Consider the following 21,859-nt stretch of genomic DNA (forward strand, 5'->3'; position numbering starts at 1 on the left):
AACAGAAGAGTGTTCATTCTTAAGATTATTATACTATAATCGTTTGATAATATAGCACAGTTATAAACACTCTCCAGATACATAAATTACCAACTAACATTCACACGTCGATTTGGAGCTAAACAGCCAACAAGACGATTATTAGCTTTGTTACCAGCACATTGTTGGTATAAATCAGTTTGGCTATTGGCTTGGATTTGAATGCGATTTACATCAATGCCTTCATTTACCAAAAGCTTCGCTACTGTATTCGCTCGCTGAGCTGAAAGTTGATGGTTGTATGAAAATTTACCCAATGGATCAGCAAACCCTGCAACTGTAATCGGACCTGTTGAATTGCTTTGCTTAATTCGCTCGGCAATTGCCGCCACAGAACTTGAACCTTGTTCGATTGCATTTGCATTTGAACGATCAAATGCAAAGAATACGCTTCCTGATCTTGCTCCAGCTAAATTCGTATCATTTGGTACTTGATTGTTTGCACCCCAAGCCATTAAACCTTCACAAGCCTCCCCTTTCCAGGATAAGCGCTCAGATAGATTTTTTTTATCAAAGTCTACGCGTAATTGGCAACGTAAATAATCTTGGCTATTTGGTTGGCGAATATCTAACACATAGTTCCACGTTTTGACAAAAAATACCCCTTCGCTAAATTGAGGATTGCCCAAAATATATCGAATTTGGTCTTTAGTTAAACCTGTATCTAAGCGTGCAACATTGTCATATTCATAACGCTGTACTTGTTTAAGGTAACTTTTTTCAACCGTAGGAAATTTAATTTCCTCTTGCTGAACAACCACTTCATCATCTGCAATTGCAGTGATTGCTATCGTAGAAACCATCCCAAATACTAATGCTTTTATCATATTTTTCATTTTTTACTCTCTTAATCTGTTGGAAGCTAGGAGAGTCAGATGACTCTCCTCGACAATGAATTAGTCGATTACACCGCTGATACCGATACGTACACTTGGATCACCTTGTGATGCTGCTGCAACACCACCTGTGATTGACCAACGTCCATTGTCAGCAGTTTTACGTAAGGTCACACCCACTGCATTTTCACCACCATGATAAGAAGCGCCTGCTGCATACGTATATTTACCTGGTACGAATGGTGCTGTCTCTAAAGCCATTGCCGCCGCAATACCCGCATTCGCACGTTTTTCTACATCATCAATACGTTGGTTTGTTGAGTAGAACGCTTGCTCTAGACGATTACTTACATTGTCAATTTTGGTATTCAATGCTTGATCTGCTTTATTTAAAGCATCTACTGCACCACCAACATTGTTGTAATCTTTACCACCTACGTTATATGTAGGATTAGTAAAGCTTTGCGTAATATTGTCATACCCAGCTCCACCACCAAGATACTCAGCAATTTTTTGGTTCGTTGTATTCAACTGTGAACCATTTACCGCATCTTTAGAATCTGCTTTGATTGCACCATCTTTAACGCCAGTTACAACACGATCACCATCTTTACCTGCAACATTTACTGTAGTACCACCAGTATCTTTACCAACTGTGATTTCACCATTTGGTGTTTGTTGTTGAACAAGACCAGATTTACCACTGTTGATATTGTCGATATTGGTTTGGATGTTAGAAATATCACTTGTGTTTTGGTTCACTTGTTGTTGAACATTCCACAACTGACCGCCATTCACAGCATCTTTAGAGCCTTGAGCAACTTCACCATCTTTTACATTACTGATGGTTGTGCCATTAGCACCACCTAATGTGATTTTGTCTTTATTTGCGTCATCGTATTTAACCGCATTATTCGCAAGCTCATTAACATTGTTATTTACATTGCTAATCGCTGTGTCTAATTGACCCTTATTCACAGCATCTGTAGCACTCGTACCTGCTGCAACATTGGTAATTTGTTTATTACCTGCATTGATTCCTTGTGTTGTTACACTCGGACCGCCTGCAATTACTAAACCAGTGTTGTTTAATACAACAGCATTATTACCAATGTTAATGCCTGAATTGTTCAGAACAGTATCACCTGCTGCAATAGAATCGACTGTTAAGTCCTTAGCAGTTGAAACTTCATAGTTATCTGAACCATCTGCATTTTTCGTCTTATTCACAACAATGTTTTCACCATTTGACACTGTTGTTTTAGACGTGGTTGCAGCATTGCCAATTGCTTGATCAAGTGCTGTTAATGCATCACCAACGTTAGTTTGAGTACCTTGAGCCACATTATAAGTTGGGCCTGTGATCGTACCATCAGCATTTACCTTTGCATTACCACCAAGGCTGTCTACAAGTGCAGTTTGTGTTTCAACCACTTGATTACCGACAGCTTTCAATTGAGCAACGTTAACTGCATCTGCATCGGCTGTACCAGCCGCAACGCCAGTAATTTGACGGTAGATACCATTTGCAGCATCACCAACTGCGACTGCACCAGTTGTAGATGTAGTGTTGCTAATTGCAGTTTTGTCAGCTGTAGTTGCTGCTGACAATGTATAACCTGCAACATCAGCACCTGTAGTCGCTGCCGAACCCGTACCTAAAACAACTGAACCAGCAACTGTTTGAGTTACATTGTTTCCAAGTACAAAGGTATCGTCTGTCAATACTTGGTTGTTGTTACCCACAGAGTAACTGTTGCTGCCATCAACAATCGTTGGGTCACCAATTGCTCCTGAATGATCCCCATTCACTTTGTTACCAGTACCGATGCTGATAGATTGAGTACCTAATGCTTCTGCACCGTTACCAATCGCAATTGACTGAGCGCCAGCAACTTTCGTGTTGTGACCTAGTGCAACAGAACTATCTGCACCCGCTTCAACGATCGCGTTGACACCAATTGCAGTTGAGTTCAATCCACCTGCACTTGAGTCATTTGTCGTACCTAAATCACCTTTAGAAGTGTCTGCATTGGTATGGAAGAATTTCACACCTTCTGTATTCATCTTCTGAACAGTCTGAGCAATCGTCAAACGATCAGTCGTTTCTTGACCTTGCTTATCATAAGTAAGGAACAAAGAGTCCTGATTTTTATTGTCTGGTTGAGTATTTACAACCTGATCAATAATGTTGACTTTATTACCATTACCATCAACAACTTCTGTAATATTGTTGCTAATTACTTGTTGTAATTGTTCTTCAGTCGCTGCACGACCTTGAGTTGCAAAGTCAGCAGCCGTTAAGTCTTTATTACTTAAGCCTTTGATAGTATTTGTCGTACTATCGATAGCAACATTTCCAACTGCTATTTGACCAGTCGTTACGCTATCCAAAGTCAAGTCTTTACTTAAAGCAAATGCAACATTATTACCTGTCTTAGTTGCTGTTAAGTTGCTATCTGTTGGATCAGCTACACCGATATCTACCGTATCACCCGCTTTGATTGCACCTGCATTGGCACCATTGCTTGCCAAGTTCCAGCCTTTGTCTAATTCACTGATCGCAGCACCTACGTTGTTCACGTCTGTGCCATTCACGCTATAGGTCGGTGCTGTCACTGCGCCTGTCGTACTGTTGTATGTTGCACCACCACCTAAGTTGTTGGCTGTGCTGTTGCCCAATGCATCAGTTTTGCCATCCGCTGCTGCTGTTACTGCATCCAATTGGCCTTTGTTCACCGCTTGGTCTGCTGTGGTCGCATCTGCAACATTGCTGATGTTGGTGTTTGCTGCATCAATACCCGCTGTCGTGATGCTTGGCCCACCTGTAATCACTAAGCCACTGTTGTCGAGCTTACTGTTACCTGTGGTCACGCTGTCAAGGTCAAGGTCACGGCTTAAGCTGTATTGAATTGTGTTGCCACTCTTCGCAACTTGTAAATTCGTTTCGCCTGCTGCTGTACCGATATCTACCGTATCGCCCGCTTTGATTGCACCTGCATTGACACCATTGCTTGCCAAGTTCCAGCCTTTGTCTAATTCACTGATCGCAGCACCTACGTTGTTCACGTCTGTGCCATTCACGCTATAGGTCGGTGCTGTCACTGCGCCTGTCGTACTGTTGTATGTTGCACCACCACCTAAGTTGTTGGCTGTGCTGTTGCCCAATGCATCAGTTTTGCCATCCGCTGCTGCTGTTACTGCATCCAATTGGCCTTTGTTCACCGCTTGGTCTGCTGTGGTCGCATCTGCAACATTGCTGATGTTGGTGTTTGCTGCATCAATGCCCGCTGTCGTGATGCTTGGCCCACCTGTAATCACTAAGCCACTGTTGTCGAGCTTACTGTTACCTGTGGTCACGCTGTCAAGGTCAAGGTCACGGCTTAAGCTGTATTGAATTGTGTTGCCACTCTTCGCAACTTGTAAATTCGTTTCGCCTGCTGCTGTACCGATATCTACCGTATCGCCCGCTTTGATTGCACCTGCATTGGCACCATTGCTTGCCAAGTTCCAGCCTTTGTCTAATTCACTGATCGCAGCACCTACGTTGTTCACGTCTGTGCCATTCACGCTATAGGTCGGTGCTGTCACTGCGCCTGTCGTACTGTTGTATGTTGCACCACCACCTAAGTTGTTGGCTGTGCTGTTGCCCAATGCATCAGTTTTGCCATCCGCTGCTGCTGTTACTGCATCCAATTGGCCTTTGTTCACCGCTTGGTCTGCTGTGGTCGCATCTGCAACATTGCTGATGTTGGTGTTTGCTGCATCAATACCCGCTGTCGTGATGCTTGGCCCACCTGTAATCACTAAGCCACTGTTGTCGAGCTTACTGTTACCTGTGGTCACGCTGTCAAGGTCAAGGTCACGGCTTAAGCTGTATTGAATTGTGTTGCCACTCTTCGCAACTTGTAAATTCGTTTCGCCTGCTGCTGTACCGATATCTACCGTATCGCCCGCTTTGATTGCACCTGCATTGGCACCATTGCTTGCCAAGTTCCAGCCTTTGTCTAATTCACTGATCGCAGCACCTACGTTGTTCACGTCTGTGCCATTCACGCTATAGGTCGGTGCTGTCACTGCGCCTGTCGTACTGTTGTATGTTGCACCACCACCTAAGTTGTTGGCTGTGCTGTTGCCCAATGCATCAGTTTTGCCATCCGCTGCTGCTGTTACTGCATCCAATTGGCCTTTGTTCACCGCTTGGTCTGCTGTGGTCGCATCTGCAACATTGCTGATGTTGGTGTTTGCTGCATCAATACCCGCTGTCGTGATGCTTGGCCCACCTGTAATCACTAAGCCACTGTTGTCGAGCTTACTGTTACCTGTGGTCACGCTGTCAAGGTCAAGGTCACGGCTTAAGCTGTATTGAATTGTGTTGCCACTCTTCGCAACTTGTAAATTCGTTTCGCCTGCTGCTGTACCGATATCTACCGTATCGCCCGCTTTGATTGCACCTGCATTGGCACCATTGCTTGCCAAGTTCCAGCCTTTGTCTAATTCACTGATCGCAGCACCTACGTTGTTCACGTCTGTGCCATTCACGCTATAGGTCGGTGCTGTCACTGCGCCTGTCGTACTGTTGTATGTTGCACCACCACCTAAGTTGTTGGCTGTGCTGTTGCCCAATGCATCAGTTTTGCCATCCGCTGCTGCTGTTACTGCATCCAATTGGCCTTTGTTCACCGCTTGGTCTGCTGTGGTCGCATCTGCAACATTGCTGATGTTGGTGTTTGCTGCATCAATACCCGCTGTCGTGATGCTTGGCCCACCTGTAATCACTAAGCCACTGTTGTCGAGCTTACTGTTACCTGTGGTCACGCTGTCAAGGTCAAGGTCACGGCTTAAGCTGTATTGAATTGTGTTGCCACTCTTCGCAACTTGTAAATTCGTTTCGCCTGCTGCTGTACCGATATCTACCGTATCGCCCGCTTTGATTGCACCTGCATTGGCACCATTGCTTGCCAAGTTCCAGCCTTTGTCTAATTCACTGATCGCAGCACCTACGTTGTTCACGTCTGTGCCATTCACGCTATAGGTCGGTGCTGTCACTGCGCCTGTCGTACTGTTGTATGTTGCACCACCACCTAAGTTGTTGGCTGTGCTGTTGCCCAATGCATCAGTTTTGCCATCCGCTGCTGCTGTTACTGCATCCAATTGGCCTTTGTTCACCGCTTGGTCTGCTGTGGTCGCATCTGCAACATTGCTGATGTTGGTGTTTGCTGCATCAATACCCGCTGTCGTGATGCTTGGCCCACCTGTAATCACTAAGCCACTGTTGTCGAGCTTACTGTTACCTGTGGTCACGCTGTCAAGGTCAAGGTCACGGCTTAAGCTGTATTGAATTGTGTTGCCACTCTTCGCAACTTGTAAATTCGTTTCGCCTGCTGCTGTACCGATATCTACCGTATCGCCCGCTTTGATTGCACCTGCATTGGCACCATTGCTTGCCAAGTTCCAGCCTTTGTCTAATTCACTGATCGCAGCACCTACGTTGTTCACGTCTGTGCCATTCACGCTATAGGTCGGTGCTGTCACTGCGCCTGTCGTACTGTTGTATGTTGCACCACCACCTAAGTTGTTGGCTGTGCTGTTGCCCAATGCATCAGTTTTGCCATCCGCTGCTGCTGTTACTGCATCCAATTGGCCTTTGTTCACCGCTTGGTCTGCTGTGGTCGCATCTGCAACATTGCTGATGTTGGTGTTTGCTGCATCAATACCCGCTGTCGTGATGCTTGGCCCACCTGTAATCACTAAGCCACTGTTGTCGAGCTTACTGTTACCTGTGGTCACGCTGTCAAGGTCAAGGTCACGGCTTAAGCTGTATTGAATTGTGTTGCCACTCTTCGCAACTTGTAAATTCGTTTCGCCTGCTGCTGTACCGATATCTACCGTATCGCCCGCTTTGATTGCACCTGCATTGGCACCATTGCTTGCCAAGTTCCAGCCTTTGTCTAATTCACTGATCGCAGCACCTACGTTGTTCACGTCTGTGCCATTCACGCTATAGGTCGGTGCTGTCACTGCGCCTGTCGTACTGTTGTATGTTGCACCACCACCTAAGTTGTTGGCTGTGCTGTTGCCCAATGCATCAGTTTTGCCATCCGCTGCTGCTGTTACTGCATCCAATTGGCCTTTGTTCACCGCTTGGTCTGCTGTGGTCGCATCTGCAACATTGCTGATGTTGGTGTTTGCTGCATCAATACCCGCTGTCGTGATGCTTGGCCCACCTGTAATCACTAAGCCACTGTTGTCGAGCTTACTGTTACCTGTGGTCACGCTGTCAAGGTCAAGGTCACGGCTTAAGCTGTATTGAATTGTGTTGCCACTCTTCGCAACTTGTAAATTCGTTTCGCCTGCTGCTGTACCGATATCTACCGTATCGCCCGCTTTGATTGCACCTGCATTGGCACCATTGCTTGCCAAGTTCCAGCCTTTGTCTAATTCACTGATCGCAGCACCTACGTTGTTCACGTCTGTGCCATTCACGCTATAGGTCGGTGCTGTCACTGCGCCTGTCGTACTGTTGTATGTTGCACCACCACCTAAGTTGTTGGCTGTGCTGTTGCCCAATGCATCAGTTTTGCCATCCGCTGCTGCTGTTACTGCATCCAATTGGCCTTTGTTCACCGCTTGGTCTGCTGTGGTCGCATCTGCAACATTGCTGATGTTGGTGTTTGCTGCATCAATACCCGCTGTCGTGATGCTTGGCCCACCTGTAATCACTAAGCCACTGTTGTCGAGCTTACTGTTACCTGTGGTCACGCTGTCAAGGTCAAGGTCACGGCTTAAGCTGTATTGAATTGTGTTGCCACTCTTCGCAACTTGTAAATTCGTTTCGCCTGCTGCTGTACCGATATCTACCGTATCGCCCGCTTTGATTGCACCTGCATTGGCACCATTGCTTGCCAAGTTCCAGCCTTTGTCTAATTCACTGATCGCAGCACCTACGTTGTTCACGTCTGTGCCATTCACGCTATAGGTCGGTGCTGTCACTGCGCCTGTCGTACTGTTGTATGTTGCACCACCACCTAAGTTGTTGGCTGTGCTGTTGCCCAATGCATCAGTTTTGCCATCCGCTGCTGCTGTTACTGCATCCAATTGGCCTTTGTTCACCGCTTGGTCTGCTGTGGTCGCATCTGCAACATTGCTGATGTTGGTGTTTGCTGCATCAATACCCGCTGTCGTGATGCTTGGCCCACCTGTAATCACTAAGCCACTGTTGTCGAGCTTACTGTTACCTGTGGTCACGCTGTCAAGGTCAAGGTCACGGCTTAAGCTGTATTGAATTGTGTTGCCACTCTTCGCAACTTGTAAATTCGTTTCGCCTGCTGCTGTACCGATATCTACCGTATCGCCCGCTTTGATTGCACCTGCATTGACACCATTGCTTGCCAAGTTCCAGCCTTTGTCTAATTCACTGATCGCAGCACCTACGTTGTTCACGTCTGTGCCATTCACGCTATAGGTCGGTGCTGTCACTGCGCCTGTCGTACTGTTGTATGTTGCACCACCACCTAAGTTGTTGGCTGTGCTGTTGCCCAATGCATCAGTTTTGCCATCCGCTGCTGCTGTTACTGCATCCAATTGGCCTTTGTTCACCGCTTGGTCTGCTGTGGTCGCATCTGCAACATTGCTGATGTTGGTGTTTGCTGCATCAATACCCGCTGTCGTGATGCTTGGCCCACCTGTAATCACTAAGCCACTGTTGTCGAGCTTACTGTTACCTGTGGTCACGCTGTCAAGGTCAAGGTCACGGCTTAAGCTGTATTGAATTGTGTTGCCACTCTTCGCAACTTGTAAATTCGTTTCGCCTGCTGCTGTACCGATATCTACCGTATCGCCCGCTTTGATTGCACCTGCATTGGCACCATTGCTTGCCAAGTTCCAGCCTTTGTCTAATTCACTGATCGCAGCACCTACGTTGTTCACGTCTGTGCCATTCACGCTATAGGTCGGTGCTGTCACTGCGCCTGTCGTACTGTTGTATGTTGCACCACCACCTAAGTTGTTGGCTGTGCTGTTGCCCAATGCATCAGTTTTGCCATCCGCTGCTGCTGTTACTGCATCCAATTGGCCTTTGTTCACCGCTTGGTCTGCTGTGGTCGCATCTGCAACATTGCTGATGTTGGTGTTTGCTGCATCAATACCCGCTGTCGTGATGCTTGGCCCACCTGTAATCACTAAGCCACTGTTGTCGAGCTTACTGTTACCTGTGGTCACGCTGTCAAGGTCAAGGTCACGGCTTAAGCTGTATTGAATTGTGTTGCCACTCTTCGCAACTTGTAAATTCGTTTCGCCTGCTGCTGTACCGATATCTACCGTATCGCCCGCTTTGATTGCACCTGCATTGACACCATTGCTTGCCAAGTTCCAGCCTTTGTCTAATTCACTGATCGCAGCACCTACGTTGTTCACGTCTGTGCCATTCACGCTATAGGTCGGTGCTGTCACTGCGCCTGTCGTACTGTTGTATGTTGCACCACCACCTAAGTTGTTGGCTGTGCTGTTGCCCAATGCATCAGTTTTGCCATCCGCTGCTGCTGTTACTGCATCCAATTGGCCTTTGTTCACCGCTTGGTCTGCTGTGGTGGCATCCGCAACATTGCTGATGTTGGTGTTCGCGGCATTAATACCTGTAGTCGTGATGCTTGGGCCACCTGTAATCACTAAGCCACTGTTGTCGAGCTTACTGTTACCTGTGGTCACGCTGTCGACACTAATATCCGATGCTAAACTTAATTGCACACCACCTGCAGTAGTAACACTGTTGATATTACTATCACCTTTAACATTGATAGTTTCTCCCAACGCATAGTTATTTGAGGTACTACCATCACCAAAATTAATGCCTTTTTGTGCTTCTGCTAGTGCTGAATTCGCTGTAGTTTGCGCAGTCGTTACGTTATTATTCGTAGTAGTTAACTGACCAAAGTTAACCGCATCACCTGATGCTGTACCTGCTGCAACATTTGTGATCTTTTGATTATTTAGGTTTGCACCGCCATTTAAATTACTTACACCCGTAACACTCAATGTGCCACCAGTTGCAAGATTTCCTGCTGTGACTGTTCCTGTAAATGTTGGTGCATCAACTACGTTATATTTATAAGTATTTGTTGCTGCATCATAAGTTACAGTGGTATTAGTACCATCCGCTAAAGTAACTGTTTCACCTAAGCTAACTTTATCTGTAGCACCTGCATTTGCTCTAAAATTCAAACCTTTTTGTGCTTCTGTTAATGCTGAATTCGCAGTAGTTTGAGCTGCATTTGCCGATGTCTGTGCCGCATTTGCTGCATTTTGCGCAGTCGTTACATTGTTATTCGTGGTAGTTAACTGACCAAAGTTAACCGCATCACCTGATGCTGTACCTGCTGCAACATTTGTGATCTTTTGATTATTTAGGTTTGCACCACCATTTAGATTACTTACTCCCGTTACACTTAATGTGCCACCAGTTGCAAGATTTCCTGCTGTGACTGTTCCTGTAAATGTTGGTGCATCTACTACGCTATATTTATACGTATTCGTAGCAGCATCATAAGTTACAGTGGTATTGGTACCATCCGCTAAAGTAACTGTTTCACCTAAACTAACTTTATCTGTAGCACCTGCATTTGCTCTAAAATTCAAACCTTTTTGTGCTTCTGTTAATGCTGAATTCGCAGTAGTTTGAGCTGCATTTGCCGATGTCTGTGCCGCATTTGCTGCATTTTGCGCAGTCGTTACATTGTTATTCGTGGTAGTTAACTGACCAAAGTTAACCGCATCACCTGATGCTGTACCTGCTGCAACATTTGTGATCTTTTGATTATTTAGATTTGCACCGCCATTTAAATTACTTACACCCGTAACACTCAATGTGCCACCAGTTGCAAGATTTCCAGCTGTAACTGTACCTGTAAATACTGGTGCATCAGCCATTTGAATACTAACAGTATTTCCACTTACTGACGTTTTTAAATTATTTCCAGAATAAGTTCCAGCTGTTGAACCTGTTCCAGTAATATTTAATGTTGACCCTAGTTTATTAGTTGAACTGCCTGTATTAGCATTAAATGTTATTGCTTTATTTACCGCTGTATCTAAACCAGAAAGTGCAGCACCAACATTATTTACATTACCAGTTTTTGTTCCTGCATTTGGATCTGTAGTGACATTATAGGTTGGTGCTGTATAGGCATTTGTGACTGGATCATACGTTGCCCCACCACCCAAAGCTGTTGCTAATCGGCTATGTGCGTCATCATAAGCCTTATCCAATTGCGCTACATTCACTGCATCAGTAAGTGCAGCACCATCAGCGACATTCTGAATGCGTCGAGTTGTACCAGTTGTGCCAACTGAAACTACGCCATTCGTAGCAGATGGTGCAACATTCGTTAGAAAAGAATTACCCGACTGTGCAGTTGTAGTCGAACCAGCACCTAATGCAACGGAATTACTTACATTAGAAGTCGCATCTTTACCTATAGCAACACTATTCGTTGCTGTTCCTAATACACTGGCAGTATTACCAATCGCGATACCATTTGTTGCTCCAACCTCCACAGTTGCAACGTTACCAACAGCAATACCATAATCAGCTTTGGAATAAGTTTGTCGGCCAATAGCCACCGCTGTGTTACCTGATGCATCATTTGCAGTACCAACTGATACAGCTGATACACCACTCGCAGCATTACCAATGCCTAGACTAACTGCATATCCACCTGTTGTTCTATTTCCTTGTCCAATAGCAACCCCATGAAATGCAGAATCGACCTGATTACCATTACCAATTGCGACACCGCCACCTGCACCAGTAGTATTTTGAGTACCGATGGCAACTGAAGCACTTGAATATCCAGTTTGCCCAGTAGGGTAATTGACAAGACTCGCCCCAGTCCGTCTATCTGCTATTTGTTGGTTAGTCGTATTAGTTGCGCTAATTGTATTTTGTTTACCAATAGCAACCGAATCAGGTGCACTATCTATTGTCGTTCCACATCCAATTGCCGTGCTATTAGTCGAAGTTCCGCTGATTGTTGCTGTACTTAAAGTACCACACTGTGCATTACTTGGAGAAATAGCAGTGCTATTGTTCTGACTGCTAGTACCACCATTAACCCCAGTTTCAGCAAAAACAAAAGATGGTATAAGAATTGTAATAATGGCAAAAGACAAAGGTTTTAAAAAAAATAATTTGTCCTGTAGTTTGTTAGTAATTGAATTATCGTTGTTATGCTGTTCCTCGTTTAAACAAGAACTTTTTGTTTTCCCTTTGGCTAACTCAGAAACCGCTACCCAAATACCGAGAGATGCATTCCAAACAACTTTATAAACTTTATTCATAATAATTTCCAAATGCAGAAAAGAAGTTAGAACTTGTAGCCTTATGTATACAAGTCGGTTTACCAAGTAAAAAAATGTAATTTATTAGACCTCTTGCGAAAGTATCGTTTTACCTAATTTTTGAATTGGCTAAAACCTTATAAAATGTAGCTTTGGGCTGTTTAAATTTTGACTAACGCAAGAAGTTTATTATAGAGTAAAATAAAGTTTTTCTTGTGAGAAGTAAATCACACTTTGACCCGGCTTTGTTGCACAAAGGCTTGAAATGCACAGCTGCCCCTAAGTGATCCAAATTTAAGTGGCAACTTGGGTATGAGGTTGACCTAATTCTGTAAATTTCTTTAAGACTGCCACACGTGCATGAATCTCGTTGACTTGATTGTTAAATTTTTAGCGCTGAGTTTCTCCCCTAATAATTTGATGCAATGCATCTTGGTTTCCACCAAACTTCGCCGATGATAGCCTGACCATTTTTTCCATAGTGTTCTGCCTAAACGTTTAACTGTTCGAAGTAATTCATTTCGCTCCTGAGAATGTGATTTTGTATCTTTCCAAGGTCTTGCATTTTTTCTAGGAGGAATCACTGCATGTGCTTGTCGATCTGCAATGACTTGACGGCATCTTTTTGTGTCATAAGCTCCATCGGTATAAACAGAGTCTATTTGCTCATCCAATGGAATCTGATCAAGTAAATCACTAAGTACTTGTGAATCGCTGACATTATTTGTGGTGAGTTGTACTGCACGTATTTGAAGGGTTTCAGCATCTATAGCAATATGAAGCTTATGCCATTGGCGACGATATTCAGGCTGATGTTTCTTGCGTTTCCATTCGCCTTCGCCTAAAAACTTTAAGCTAGTTGAGTCGACCAATAGATGTAGTCCCTCATGACTTTTTTGATAGCTTATCGCAATATCAATATGCTTTTGTCGTCTACAGAGGGTGGAGTAATCCGGTCAGTGGAATAACTGAAAACAATTAATGGGTATATAAGGCTGCTGGAACAGGTAACAGCCGCGGTGACTTTGGTGGTGGTGTCTCTTTTGGTTTCCAATGGAAATAAGAGATTGGATCTTATAGTAGTTTAATATTTATAAAACTACTGAAACTCATTTTTACAAAGTGATGATTTTCATCAGCACCATTAAAATTGGACTTTCTTAAGTCCAACTTTAATGGTGCTTTTTTAATCAAAAAGGTTAATGGAATACTGCGTTATAAAAACTTAAATAAGGATTTATATTTTATAACTTTTTGAAAAGCAAAAGCTCCAAAGTTCGCACCCATTCGGGATGCTCTGTACCTACCGTTTAAAATCGAAAGGGAGCTTGTAATCAGAGAAAAGGCAGGGGCGAAATTTTAATGCCAGGTGGTCGCTCGTAGACACTCGCCGGCTCTTACTGGAATGATTAAAATATCTAATCAAAACCGTGGAACATTGATTAAAGAATATTCGTGGAACATGAAAAATCATAAAAAAAGCCCAAACGGGCTCGATTGGGCTATAAACTAGAAACTACAGCATTGATTTCTAATGAAAATTATAACACGTTTCGTATAAGGTGTATTATGTTAATTTTAGATAATTTAAATAAAGGCTAGAGACGACTAACATCTAATCCTGCTGCGATTAATCTTGTTGCTATCTTTTTCATCTTATTAAATTCAGCAAAATAGCTATCCTTAATTTGGACGGCCTCACAAAATTCTTTTCCTGTGACATCAGCCAAACTATCTGCATATTTAATAACTTGGATATGTAATTCCTGTGTCCAAGAACTTTCATCTGCATTTGCTAAAGCTTCACGGATAGCGTCAAAAATTTGATTATTCATCTTGATTCCTTCTAGATTTATTTACTTTAAAATGAAATTTGGATTGTTACTTTATCTGGGCTTACATTGGCAGCCTCTGAAATTTTCTGCCTGGCTTCCTCTATTAATTCAGGCAAGTTTACAGATGTAATTGTCTTTGGCTCATTTAAATTAATACGTTGTGTTTGATCTACGGTAATCCAGTCCAATTCATCTAAGTTCAAATGCAACATTTCAAATAACTCATTAGTATCCTTATATGCTACGGGATATTGTTGGGCTTGATTTGATTCGCCTTGCGTCAACCGCTTCCATGCTTCTTTAAATACAACATCATTCGGTAAAAATGCATATTCAGAAACTTGTATAAATTTTCGATCATCTTCAACAATTTCAATATTCCGAACCTTACCAATATAAAAAGCTTGTCCATGATCAATTTCAGGATCGTGCTCATGTAGCTTATTCGTATTCTGAGTACATATTAAATATTCTGCTTGTTCTAATTTACTTAGTACAGCTCGCCAAGCTCTACTTCCACCATTCTTCACTAAAGAATCTTTCGACTCAGATGTAAAGACAATTACAGATTGATGTTCAATTTTTTGGTTATTCATGACGTATATCCTATAAATATTGGTTTTAAAATTTGTATATCGAGTCTCAATAAGCCAAATATACATATATACAAAACGAATATCAATACATACGCAGAGAATATTTTTAAAATTTACAAAAATTCCGAAATATACATAGAGAATATTTTTCATTATCTGAATATACATTCTATTTAACATAATGGCGGTTATGCGAAATCATTTATAAAAAGTTATTGTTTTTCAAATATTTAAAAAATTATTCATGACTAAAAAATAGGTAAAAAGCCGACTCGGAAACAAGTCGGCTGCTTTTTAAGCACTTTTGTCACTTTTAGCCAATAAAATTGGTTAAAAAATACTCAAAATTTCAATTTTTCCTGATTTCTAAAGGCCTTCATTTCTGAAATTATCCCCATTTCCTGCGGACAAATATCGGGATAAATCCCTGATAAAATCATGTACGTTTTGGCGTACAGCCATTCAAGAAAATTGCCAATAGCCATACTCAGCTAAATTTCCTATGATGAGTTCATCGAGAACAGGATGTTCCACATAACAACAATAAGATCAGCGACAGGACGCGAGGGATGACAGGAGTTGACCCTAGTACCAAATACGAAAAACCCCGACAGGATGTCGGGGTTTTTTATTTTGTATAATATGACGCTATTTATAACTGAGTTAAATGTAAACTCGTATTCGTCATAAAATTTATCATTGATTAACCTCAGGAAAATAAACATGGCTTTAAGCCAATTCGATATTATTAAATCTCTCGGTGAATCTATTGCCTGGTTTGAAAAAGAACTTTCTTGGGGGATGCCTATTGCTGAATTAAGACATTTAACTGGCAGAATTGGTGAACTTTATGTAGCTATGATGACTCTGGGGCAATTAGCTGATTCGGTCAATCAGAAAGGATATGATGTAGTTTCAGCTAGTGGACAAAGAATATCTGTAAAGACTGTTACTACAGCTAGTCATGTAGATTTCAATCTTAAAACGATTGGATTAGTTGATAGAGTTATTGTTTTAAGAATTAATCCTTCAGATCTATGCATTGAAGTCGTCTATGACTTAGATATGGAACAATTTCAAATTAAATCACGAGAGTATGGCGGTAAATATATTTTAGGTATTACTAACAGAAATTTTTTAGATAACTCAGCCTTAGATATAGGTTTTAACGTTCCAATAGACATCGAAATTCAACCTAAAGAAGAAACCAATAACAATCATAAGTTATTAATTATAAATACTATTAATCATGATGGGTATGAAATAAAACAATATGAAAATGCTAGGATAGAAGTCTATAAAGATGGTGAAAAACAACCTTCAGCTAAAGAAATTTTGAGAAAAATAGCTTTTTCATTGAATGTTCCTATCGATAACTCTGCAGGTAATCCAAAAAATACACAACAATTAGGAGATCATGTGATTAAAGCTATAAAGCATTTGGCTTTTTAGTGTGTTATTCCTAAGTAGAAATGTCCTACCTAATAACCAAATAGAAATGTCCTATATGGACATTTCCAAGTCAAGCACAGGATTTAGATTTCGTTCTTGAATTGCTGTTTTCTGTGCACGTCTGCTTGGCATCTTTTGAGAACGATTACGTTTGTTTTGCTGTTCCAGTTCTTCATGCTGTTGTTGGATATGATTCAGAACAGCACCCAACCGTTTATTCTCAACAATCTCTCGCTGATTCAGCTGACTTAATTTATCGAAGAGGCTGTAATTGATCTTTCGGCTATTATGCATGATGGCTACAGTACCATCCGGGTATTCAAGGAACTCAAGATACTTACCGATCAACCTTTGATTTTCTTCGGTGTTTTCCAGGAGATATACGCATTTATCATAAGTAATCGTCAGACTATTCGTGACTCTGCGGGGTTCACGCCAAGTAAAAATATCATCTAATTCTTCGGCTGTTTCAGTGATAGACCGATGTAGATTCTTAGGATTAAAAGCCATCTTGGCGAACTTCTGATTGAACTCCTCAATGAAGCAGGGTAGCCAGACATTAGCTTGCTCAATCGAACAGATGCCTTTCAGGCGCATCTCCTTGATCAGACGGTCCTGAAGGGTTCTGTTGGCCCGTTCCACACGGCCTTTGGCCTGCGGTGAATTAGCGAAGATGATATCGATATTCAGGGTGCTGAGTACACGTCCAAACTGGGTAATCTTGGTGTCTTTCTTGCTGCTTTGATTCACTCTAAAGACTGAATGTTTGTCGCTGTAAAACGCTAAAGGCTTACCGTGCTGTTCGACATATAAGCGTGTTGAAATCATATAGTCAAAGGTTGATTCTGACTCACAGAAGCGTAAATGCTGCAATTTTCCTGTAGCATCATCGATAAACACCAGCAGACAGCATTTAGCAGCGCGTCCTTCAAACCAGTCATGGTGTGAGCCATCAATTTGGATCAGTTCACCAAAGCAATCCCGGTTGTAACGAGGCTGATACGGTCGTTTCAGGCGCTTGGATCTAGGCATCCATAAGTCAGCTGCAATCATCCAAGAACGCAGGGTTTCTACTGAAAGATCGAATCCATGTACGGTGGTAAGCTTTTCATGCGCTAAAGTGGGTCCGAAACCATGCAGTTGGTCAGAAACAATATTGAGGCACTTGAGTCTGAGTTCTTCAGGAAGTTTAGAATTGCTGATTTGGCCACGACCGGCATGGGCTAATGCAGATGGACCTTGAGCTTTGTATTTCTGCAGTAAGCGTCTGATCTGACGTTCTGAAATATGAAGTAGCTGAGCAGCCTGGGATTGAGTTATGCGTTGATCGCAGATTTCCTGCAAGACCGACAATCGTTTAAGTTCTTTATCCGACATAGACACCAACATATCAAACCGTCCGCTAAGGAAATTGCAGAAGTGCATATTCTAAAAGCGGACATTTTTACTTTGGAGAAACCGGACATTTCTATTTTGGAGTTACATTAGTGATTTCGTATAACCGCCATTATGTTAAATAGAAAAATGTTACAGAATAAATTCTAAAAAAATTTATACTTTTATAAATCAATATTTGAGACATGAAAGATGAAAAAATCTATACATATTGGCCTTTTATCAATACTTCTATCATTCAGTTCGGTATCTACTTTTGCTAAAACTGCTGAGCAATCTATAACGTTTACAAAGGGTACAAATCAAAAAACTCAAAAAGGAAAATTTGAGGGATATGATGATGTTCAATATAAAATTTACGCAAAAAAAGGGCAAGTTCTTAAATTTAAGGTAACGAGCAATAATAATTTAGCCAATATCAATATTTTTTCTCCTGGTAAAAAACCAGGGAAAGATGAAGCAATCTTTATTGGTTCTACTGAAGGGCAAGTTGGAGAGATTGTTTTACCTTCAAATGGTGAATACACCATACAACTCTATCAAATGAGAAATAGTGCTCGCCGAAATAAGACTGTAAATTTTCAGCTTTATGTTCAAATATTCGATCAAAATACTAGCAAAGGCACTAAAAATTTTGATGCTACAGGAGAGTTACCCTGTTCTTTAAGCTTAGGACAGCCTACTAGACAATGTCAGTTTGGAGTCGTCCGTCAAGGAAATGGAACAGCTTTAGTCACGATATTCTCTAAAGAAAATAAAGAATATATTTTGAAATTTGAAAATGGGAAATTGACTTCTCCGGCTGGGAAAACACAGAAAAGAGCAGATCTATCATTAGTTGAATTAGATACACATGAACGTTTTGAGATACTAGATGCAGTTATTTATGGCGGGTAAGTATCTCTGAATCAATAACTTTTGAATCTATGTTTCTAGCCAGTACTTCTGATCTAAAGCGAAAACGAGGATTTATGATCCTCGTTTTCGTATAACCGCCATTATGTTAAGTGGGGATATTTTTTTACTAATTTCATTTACTTTAGCTCTTTATTTCTTAACTTCAAAACAACGTATCTCTGCCAAAAAAGTAGCATTCCTGCAAAAATACATATGTAAGTTTTATTCTCAATAGAAAGAGCGATCCCTGTAAAAATTAAAGCAAATAAAAAAGAGAGGATTAAATTAGTCTTCTGACTTAATGAAGAACCAATTGCTAATTCAAGACTAAGGAGTTTGTTTAATATTTTCATAAAAAAATTATAAGTAAGAATAATTATCAATAATACCAAATAATATCTATTTAAGATTTCCTAAAATTAACATAATACACCTTATACGAAATGTGTTTGTAACTCCAAAATAGAAATGTCCGGTTTCTCCAAAGTAAAAATGTCCGCTTTTAGAATATGCACTTCTGCAATTTCCTTAGCGGACGGTTTGATATGTTGGTGTCTATGTCGGATAAAGAACTTAAACGATTGTCGGTCTTGCAGGAAATCTGCGATCAACGCATAACTCAATCCCAGGCTGCTCAGCTACTTCATATTTCAGAACGTCAGATCAGACGCTTACTGCAGAAATACAAAGCTCAAGGTCCATCTGCATTAGCCCATGCCGGTCGTGGCCAAATCAGCAATTCTAAACTTCCTGAAGAACTCAGACTCAAGTGCCTCAATATTGTTTCTGACCAACTGCATGGTTTCGGACCCACTTTAGCGCATGAAAAGCTTACCACCGTACATGGATTCGATCTTTCAGTAGAAACCCTGCGTTCTTGGATGATTGCAGCTGACTTATGGATGCCTAGATCCAAGCGCCTGAAACGACCGTATCAGCCTCGTTACAACCGGGATTGCTTTGGTGAACTGATCCAAATTGATGGCTCACACCATGACTGGTTTGAAGGACGCGCTGCTAAATGCTGTCTGCTGGTGTTTATCGATGATGCTACAGGAAAATTGCAGCATTTACGCTTCTGTGAGTCAGAATCAACCTTTGACTATATGATTTCAACACGCTTATATGTCGAACAGCACGGTAAGCCTTTAGCGTTTTACAGCGACAAACATTCAGTCTTTAGAGTGAATCAAAGCAGCAAGAAAGACACCAAGATTACCCAGTTTGGACGTGTACTCAGCACCCTGAATATCGATATCATCTTCGCTAATTCACCGCAGGCCAAAGGCCGTGTGGAACGGGCCAACAGAACCCTTCAGGACCGTCTGATCAAGGAGATGCGCCTGAAAGGCATCTGTTCGATTGAGCAAGCTAATGTCTGGCTACCCTGCTTCATTGAGGAGTTCAATCAGAAGTTCGCCAAGATGGCTTTTAATCCTAAGAATCTACATCGGTCTATCACTGAAACAGCCGAAGAATTAGATGATATTTTTACTTGGCGTGAACCCCGCAGAGTCACGAATAGTCTGACGATTACTTATGATAAATGCGTATATCTCCTGGAAAACACCGAAGAAAATCAAAGGTTGATCGGTAAGTATCTTGAGTTCCTTGAATACCCGGATGGTACTGTAGCCATCATGCATAATAGCCGAAAGATCAATTACAGCCTCTTCGATAAATTAAGTCAGCTGAATCAGCGAGAGATTGTTGAGAATAAACGGTTGGGTGCTGTTCTGAATCATATCCAACAACAGCATGAAGAACTGGAACAGCAAAACAAACGTAATCGTTCTCAAAAGATGCCAAGCAGACGTGCACAGAAAACAGCAATTCAAGAACGAAATCTAAATCCTGTGCTTGACTTGGAAATGTCCATATAGGACATTTCTATTTGGTTATTAGGTAGGACATTTCTACTTAGGAATAACAGTGTTTGTTATAATTTTCCTTAGAAATCAATGCTGTAGTTTCTAGTTTATAGCCCAATCACACCCGATTGGGCTTTTTTTATGATTTTTCATGTTTCACGATCAAAAAACAATCAATGTTCCACGGTTTTGTTTAGCTTTGGCGAATAATCAATGGATGCCATTGAAGCCTTTTAGGTCTTCCGTTTTCTCAAAAATGAAGTCTCTACGATCCAGGATTAGGCAGTTTTTATTGTGTCGTCTAATTGATCGTGTTGCCTTACTGATGTCGTGACAATCCCAAAATCGGTCTGTTCCTGTGATTGCCGCTATGGGGTGTGCATCTTGTGCAATATAAATCAGGGCAACTACTATTTGTCTGCCGTTTTCATAGCGTTTCCTGGCGAATACAACATGATGTGCAATCTTAAGAAATTGGACTGTAGATTTATTTAAGCGTTCTTGAACAGACATAACTTATCTCCAAAAGCATAAGTTATTATATCAACTAATTTGCAACTAATTGTTGTTTTATATTAGCCATAAGGTTTAAAAAAAGGCACTGTTGCAAATAACCACGAATGGTAAGCTGAAGACTGTTTTAGCTAAAGGTGCAGCATATGAATCCTTTCCATGGTCGGCATTTTCAGGGCGAAATCATTCTTTGGGCTGTGCGCTGGTATTGTAAATATGGCATTAACTATCGTGAACTGCAGGAAATGCTGGCCGAACGGGGTGTGAATGTTGATCACACGACTATTTACCGTTGGGTTCAACGTTATGCTCCTGAAATAGAAAAACGTTTACGCTGGTATTGGGGTAATCCTACAGATCTGAGCTCGTGGCATATTGATGAAACCTATGTAAAAGTGAATGGACGATGGTCTTATCTGTATCGTGCAGTCGATCAACGTGGCGATACCATTGATTTTTATCTTTCTTCTAGACGTAATACCAAATCAGCATATTGTTTTCTTGGAAAAATTTTAAATAATGTGAAGAAGTGGCAAATTCCACAAGTGATCAACACGGATAAAGCACCCACATATGGACGTGCTTTATCACGGTTAAAACGGGAAGGTAACTGTCCACCAGACCTTGAGCACAGGCAGATTAAGTATAAAAATAACGTGATTGAATGTGATCATGGCAAGCTAAAGCGGATCATCAGGGCCACATTAGGATTCAAATCTATGAAGACGGCTTATGCCACAATTAAAGGTATTGAAGTCATGCGTGCACTACGTAAAGGACAAGCATCGTCATTTTATTATGGTCAGCCTCAGGGTGAAGTGTGTCTAATCAACAGGGTTTTCGGTCTCTAAGTACTTTTTAAAGGGAACATCATCGACTCAAATCTCTATTTGCAACAGTGCCACTCAAAAAGAGTCCGATGGATACAGTGTTGGCAGGCAAAGGCGAACCTGTCGCAATCCTCAATCGTAATACACCAGCGTTTTACTGTGTTCCAGCTGATCTGTATGAAACGATGATGGAACAACTAGAAGACCTAGAACTGAATAAGATTGCAGATGCTCGTTGAACCGTACCGGGTTTGTCGGAGG

General features: G+C 41.8%; 10 protein-coding genes and 2 pseudogenes. 5 read left to right on the forward strand and 7 right to left on the reverse strand.

Annotated elements, in window-relative coordinates:
* Positions 1-86: 86 nt before the first annotated feature.
* From tpgA to EGS47_RS01350, 5 genes and pseudogenes are all read right to left on the reverse strand, one after another.
* The gene (gene tpgA / locus EGS47_RS01330) at positions 87-875 is read right to left on the reverse strand and encodes a trimeric autotransporter adhesin/peptidogylcan-associated protein TpgA (protein ID WP_004282048.1); all 789 of its coding nucleotides are present in this window, start codon (positions 873-875) and stop codon (positions 87-89) included.
* 60 nt (positions 876-935) lie between these two features.
* Positions 936-12,209, reverse strand: coding sequence for an ESPR-type extended signal peptide-containing protein (locus EGS47_RS01335; protein ID WP_125269120.1), 11,274 nt, complete (start codon positions 12,207-12,209; stop codon positions 936-938).
* A 294-nt stretch (positions 12,210-12,503) separates the two neighbouring features.
* A pseudogene (locus EGS47_RS01340) lies at positions 12,504-13,165 on the reverse strand (IS5 family transposase); the annotation flags it as partial.
* Positions 13,166-13,807: 642 nt separating this feature from the next.
* Positions 13,808-14,044 (reverse strand): hypothetical protein, encoded by a 237-nt coding sequence (locus tag EGS47_RS01345; RefSeq protein ID WP_016659738.1) that lies wholly within the window; start codon positions 14,042-14,044, stop codon positions 13,808-13,810.
* Between the two features lie 26 nt (positions 14,045-14,070).
* Positions 14,071-14,640 carry a hypothetical protein gene (locus tag EGS47_RS01350; RefSeq protein ID WP_016659739.1) on the reverse strand — a complete coding sequence of 190 codons (570 nt, stop codon included), beginning with the start codon at positions 14,638-14,640 and terminating at the stop codon, positions 14,071-14,073.
* A gap of 723 nt (positions 14,641-15,363) precedes the next feature.
* Between EGS47_RS01350 and EGS47_RS01355 the strand changes: the two genes are divergently transcribed.
* A complete protein-coding gene (locus tag EGS47_RS01355; protein WP_044432702.1) occupies positions 15,364-16,092 on the forward strand; it encodes a DUF6998 domain-containing protein in 729 nt (242 codons plus the stop codon).
* A gap of 51 nt (positions 16,093-16,143) precedes the next feature.
* On the opposite strand, the gene EGS47_RS01360 is transcribed toward EGS47_RS01355, so the two are convergent.
* Positions 16,144-17,469, reverse strand: a complete 1,326-nt coding sequence (locus tag EGS47_RS01360; protein ID WP_020899627.1) for an ISNCY family transposase — start codon at positions 17,467-17,469, stop codon at positions 16,144-16,146.
* Between the two features lie 210 nt (positions 17,470-17,679).
* On the opposite strand from EGS47_RS01360, the pseudogene EGS47_RS01365 reads away from it, so the two are divergent.
* Both EGS47_RS01365 and EGS47_RS01375 read left to right on the forward strand, forming a co-directional pair.
* Positions 17,680-18,096, forward strand: a pseudogene (locus EGS47_RS01365) (DNA breaking-rejoining protein); the annotation flags it as partial.
* An 845-nt stretch (positions 18,097-18,941) separates the two neighbouring features.
* Positions 18,942-20,267, forward strand: coding sequence for an ISNCY family transposase (locus tag EGS47_RS01375; RefSeq protein ID WP_020899627.1), 1,326 nt, complete (start codon positions 18,942-18,944; stop codon positions 20,265-20,267).
* A gap of 198 nt (positions 20,268-20,465) precedes the next feature.
* Here the strand turns inward: EGS47_RS01375 and EGS47_RS01385 are convergent, their stop codons facing one another.
* Positions 20,466-20,768, reverse strand: a complete 303-nt coding sequence (locus EGS47_RS01385) for a hypothetical protein (RefSeq protein ID WP_004676056.1) — start codon at positions 20,766-20,768, stop codon at positions 20,466-20,468.
* A 146-nt stretch (positions 20,769-20,914) separates the two neighbouring features.
* Between EGS47_RS01385 and EGS47_RS01390 the strand changes: the two genes are divergently transcribed.
* Positions 20,915-21,619: an IS6-like element IS1006 family transposase gene (locus EGS47_RS01390; RefSeq protein WP_004676054.1), complete on the forward strand. Its 705-nt coding sequence runs from the start codon at positions 20,915-20,917 to the stop codon at positions 21,617-21,619.
* 68 nt (positions 21,620-21,687) lie between these two features.
* Positions 21,688-21,837 carry a type II toxin-antitoxin system Phd/YefM family antitoxin gene (locus EGS47_RS01395; protein WP_125269121.1) on the forward strand — a complete coding sequence of 50 codons (150 nt, stop codon included), beginning with the start codon at positions 21,688-21,690 and terminating at the stop codon, positions 21,835-21,837.
* Positions 21,838-21,859 lie beyond the last annotated feature (22 nt).

This window comes from Acinetobacter sp. FDAARGOS_515 (assembly GCF_003938865.1).
GTDB lineage: Bacteria > Pseudomonadota > Gammaproteobacteria > Pseudomonadales > Moraxellaceae > Acinetobacter > Acinetobacter ursingii.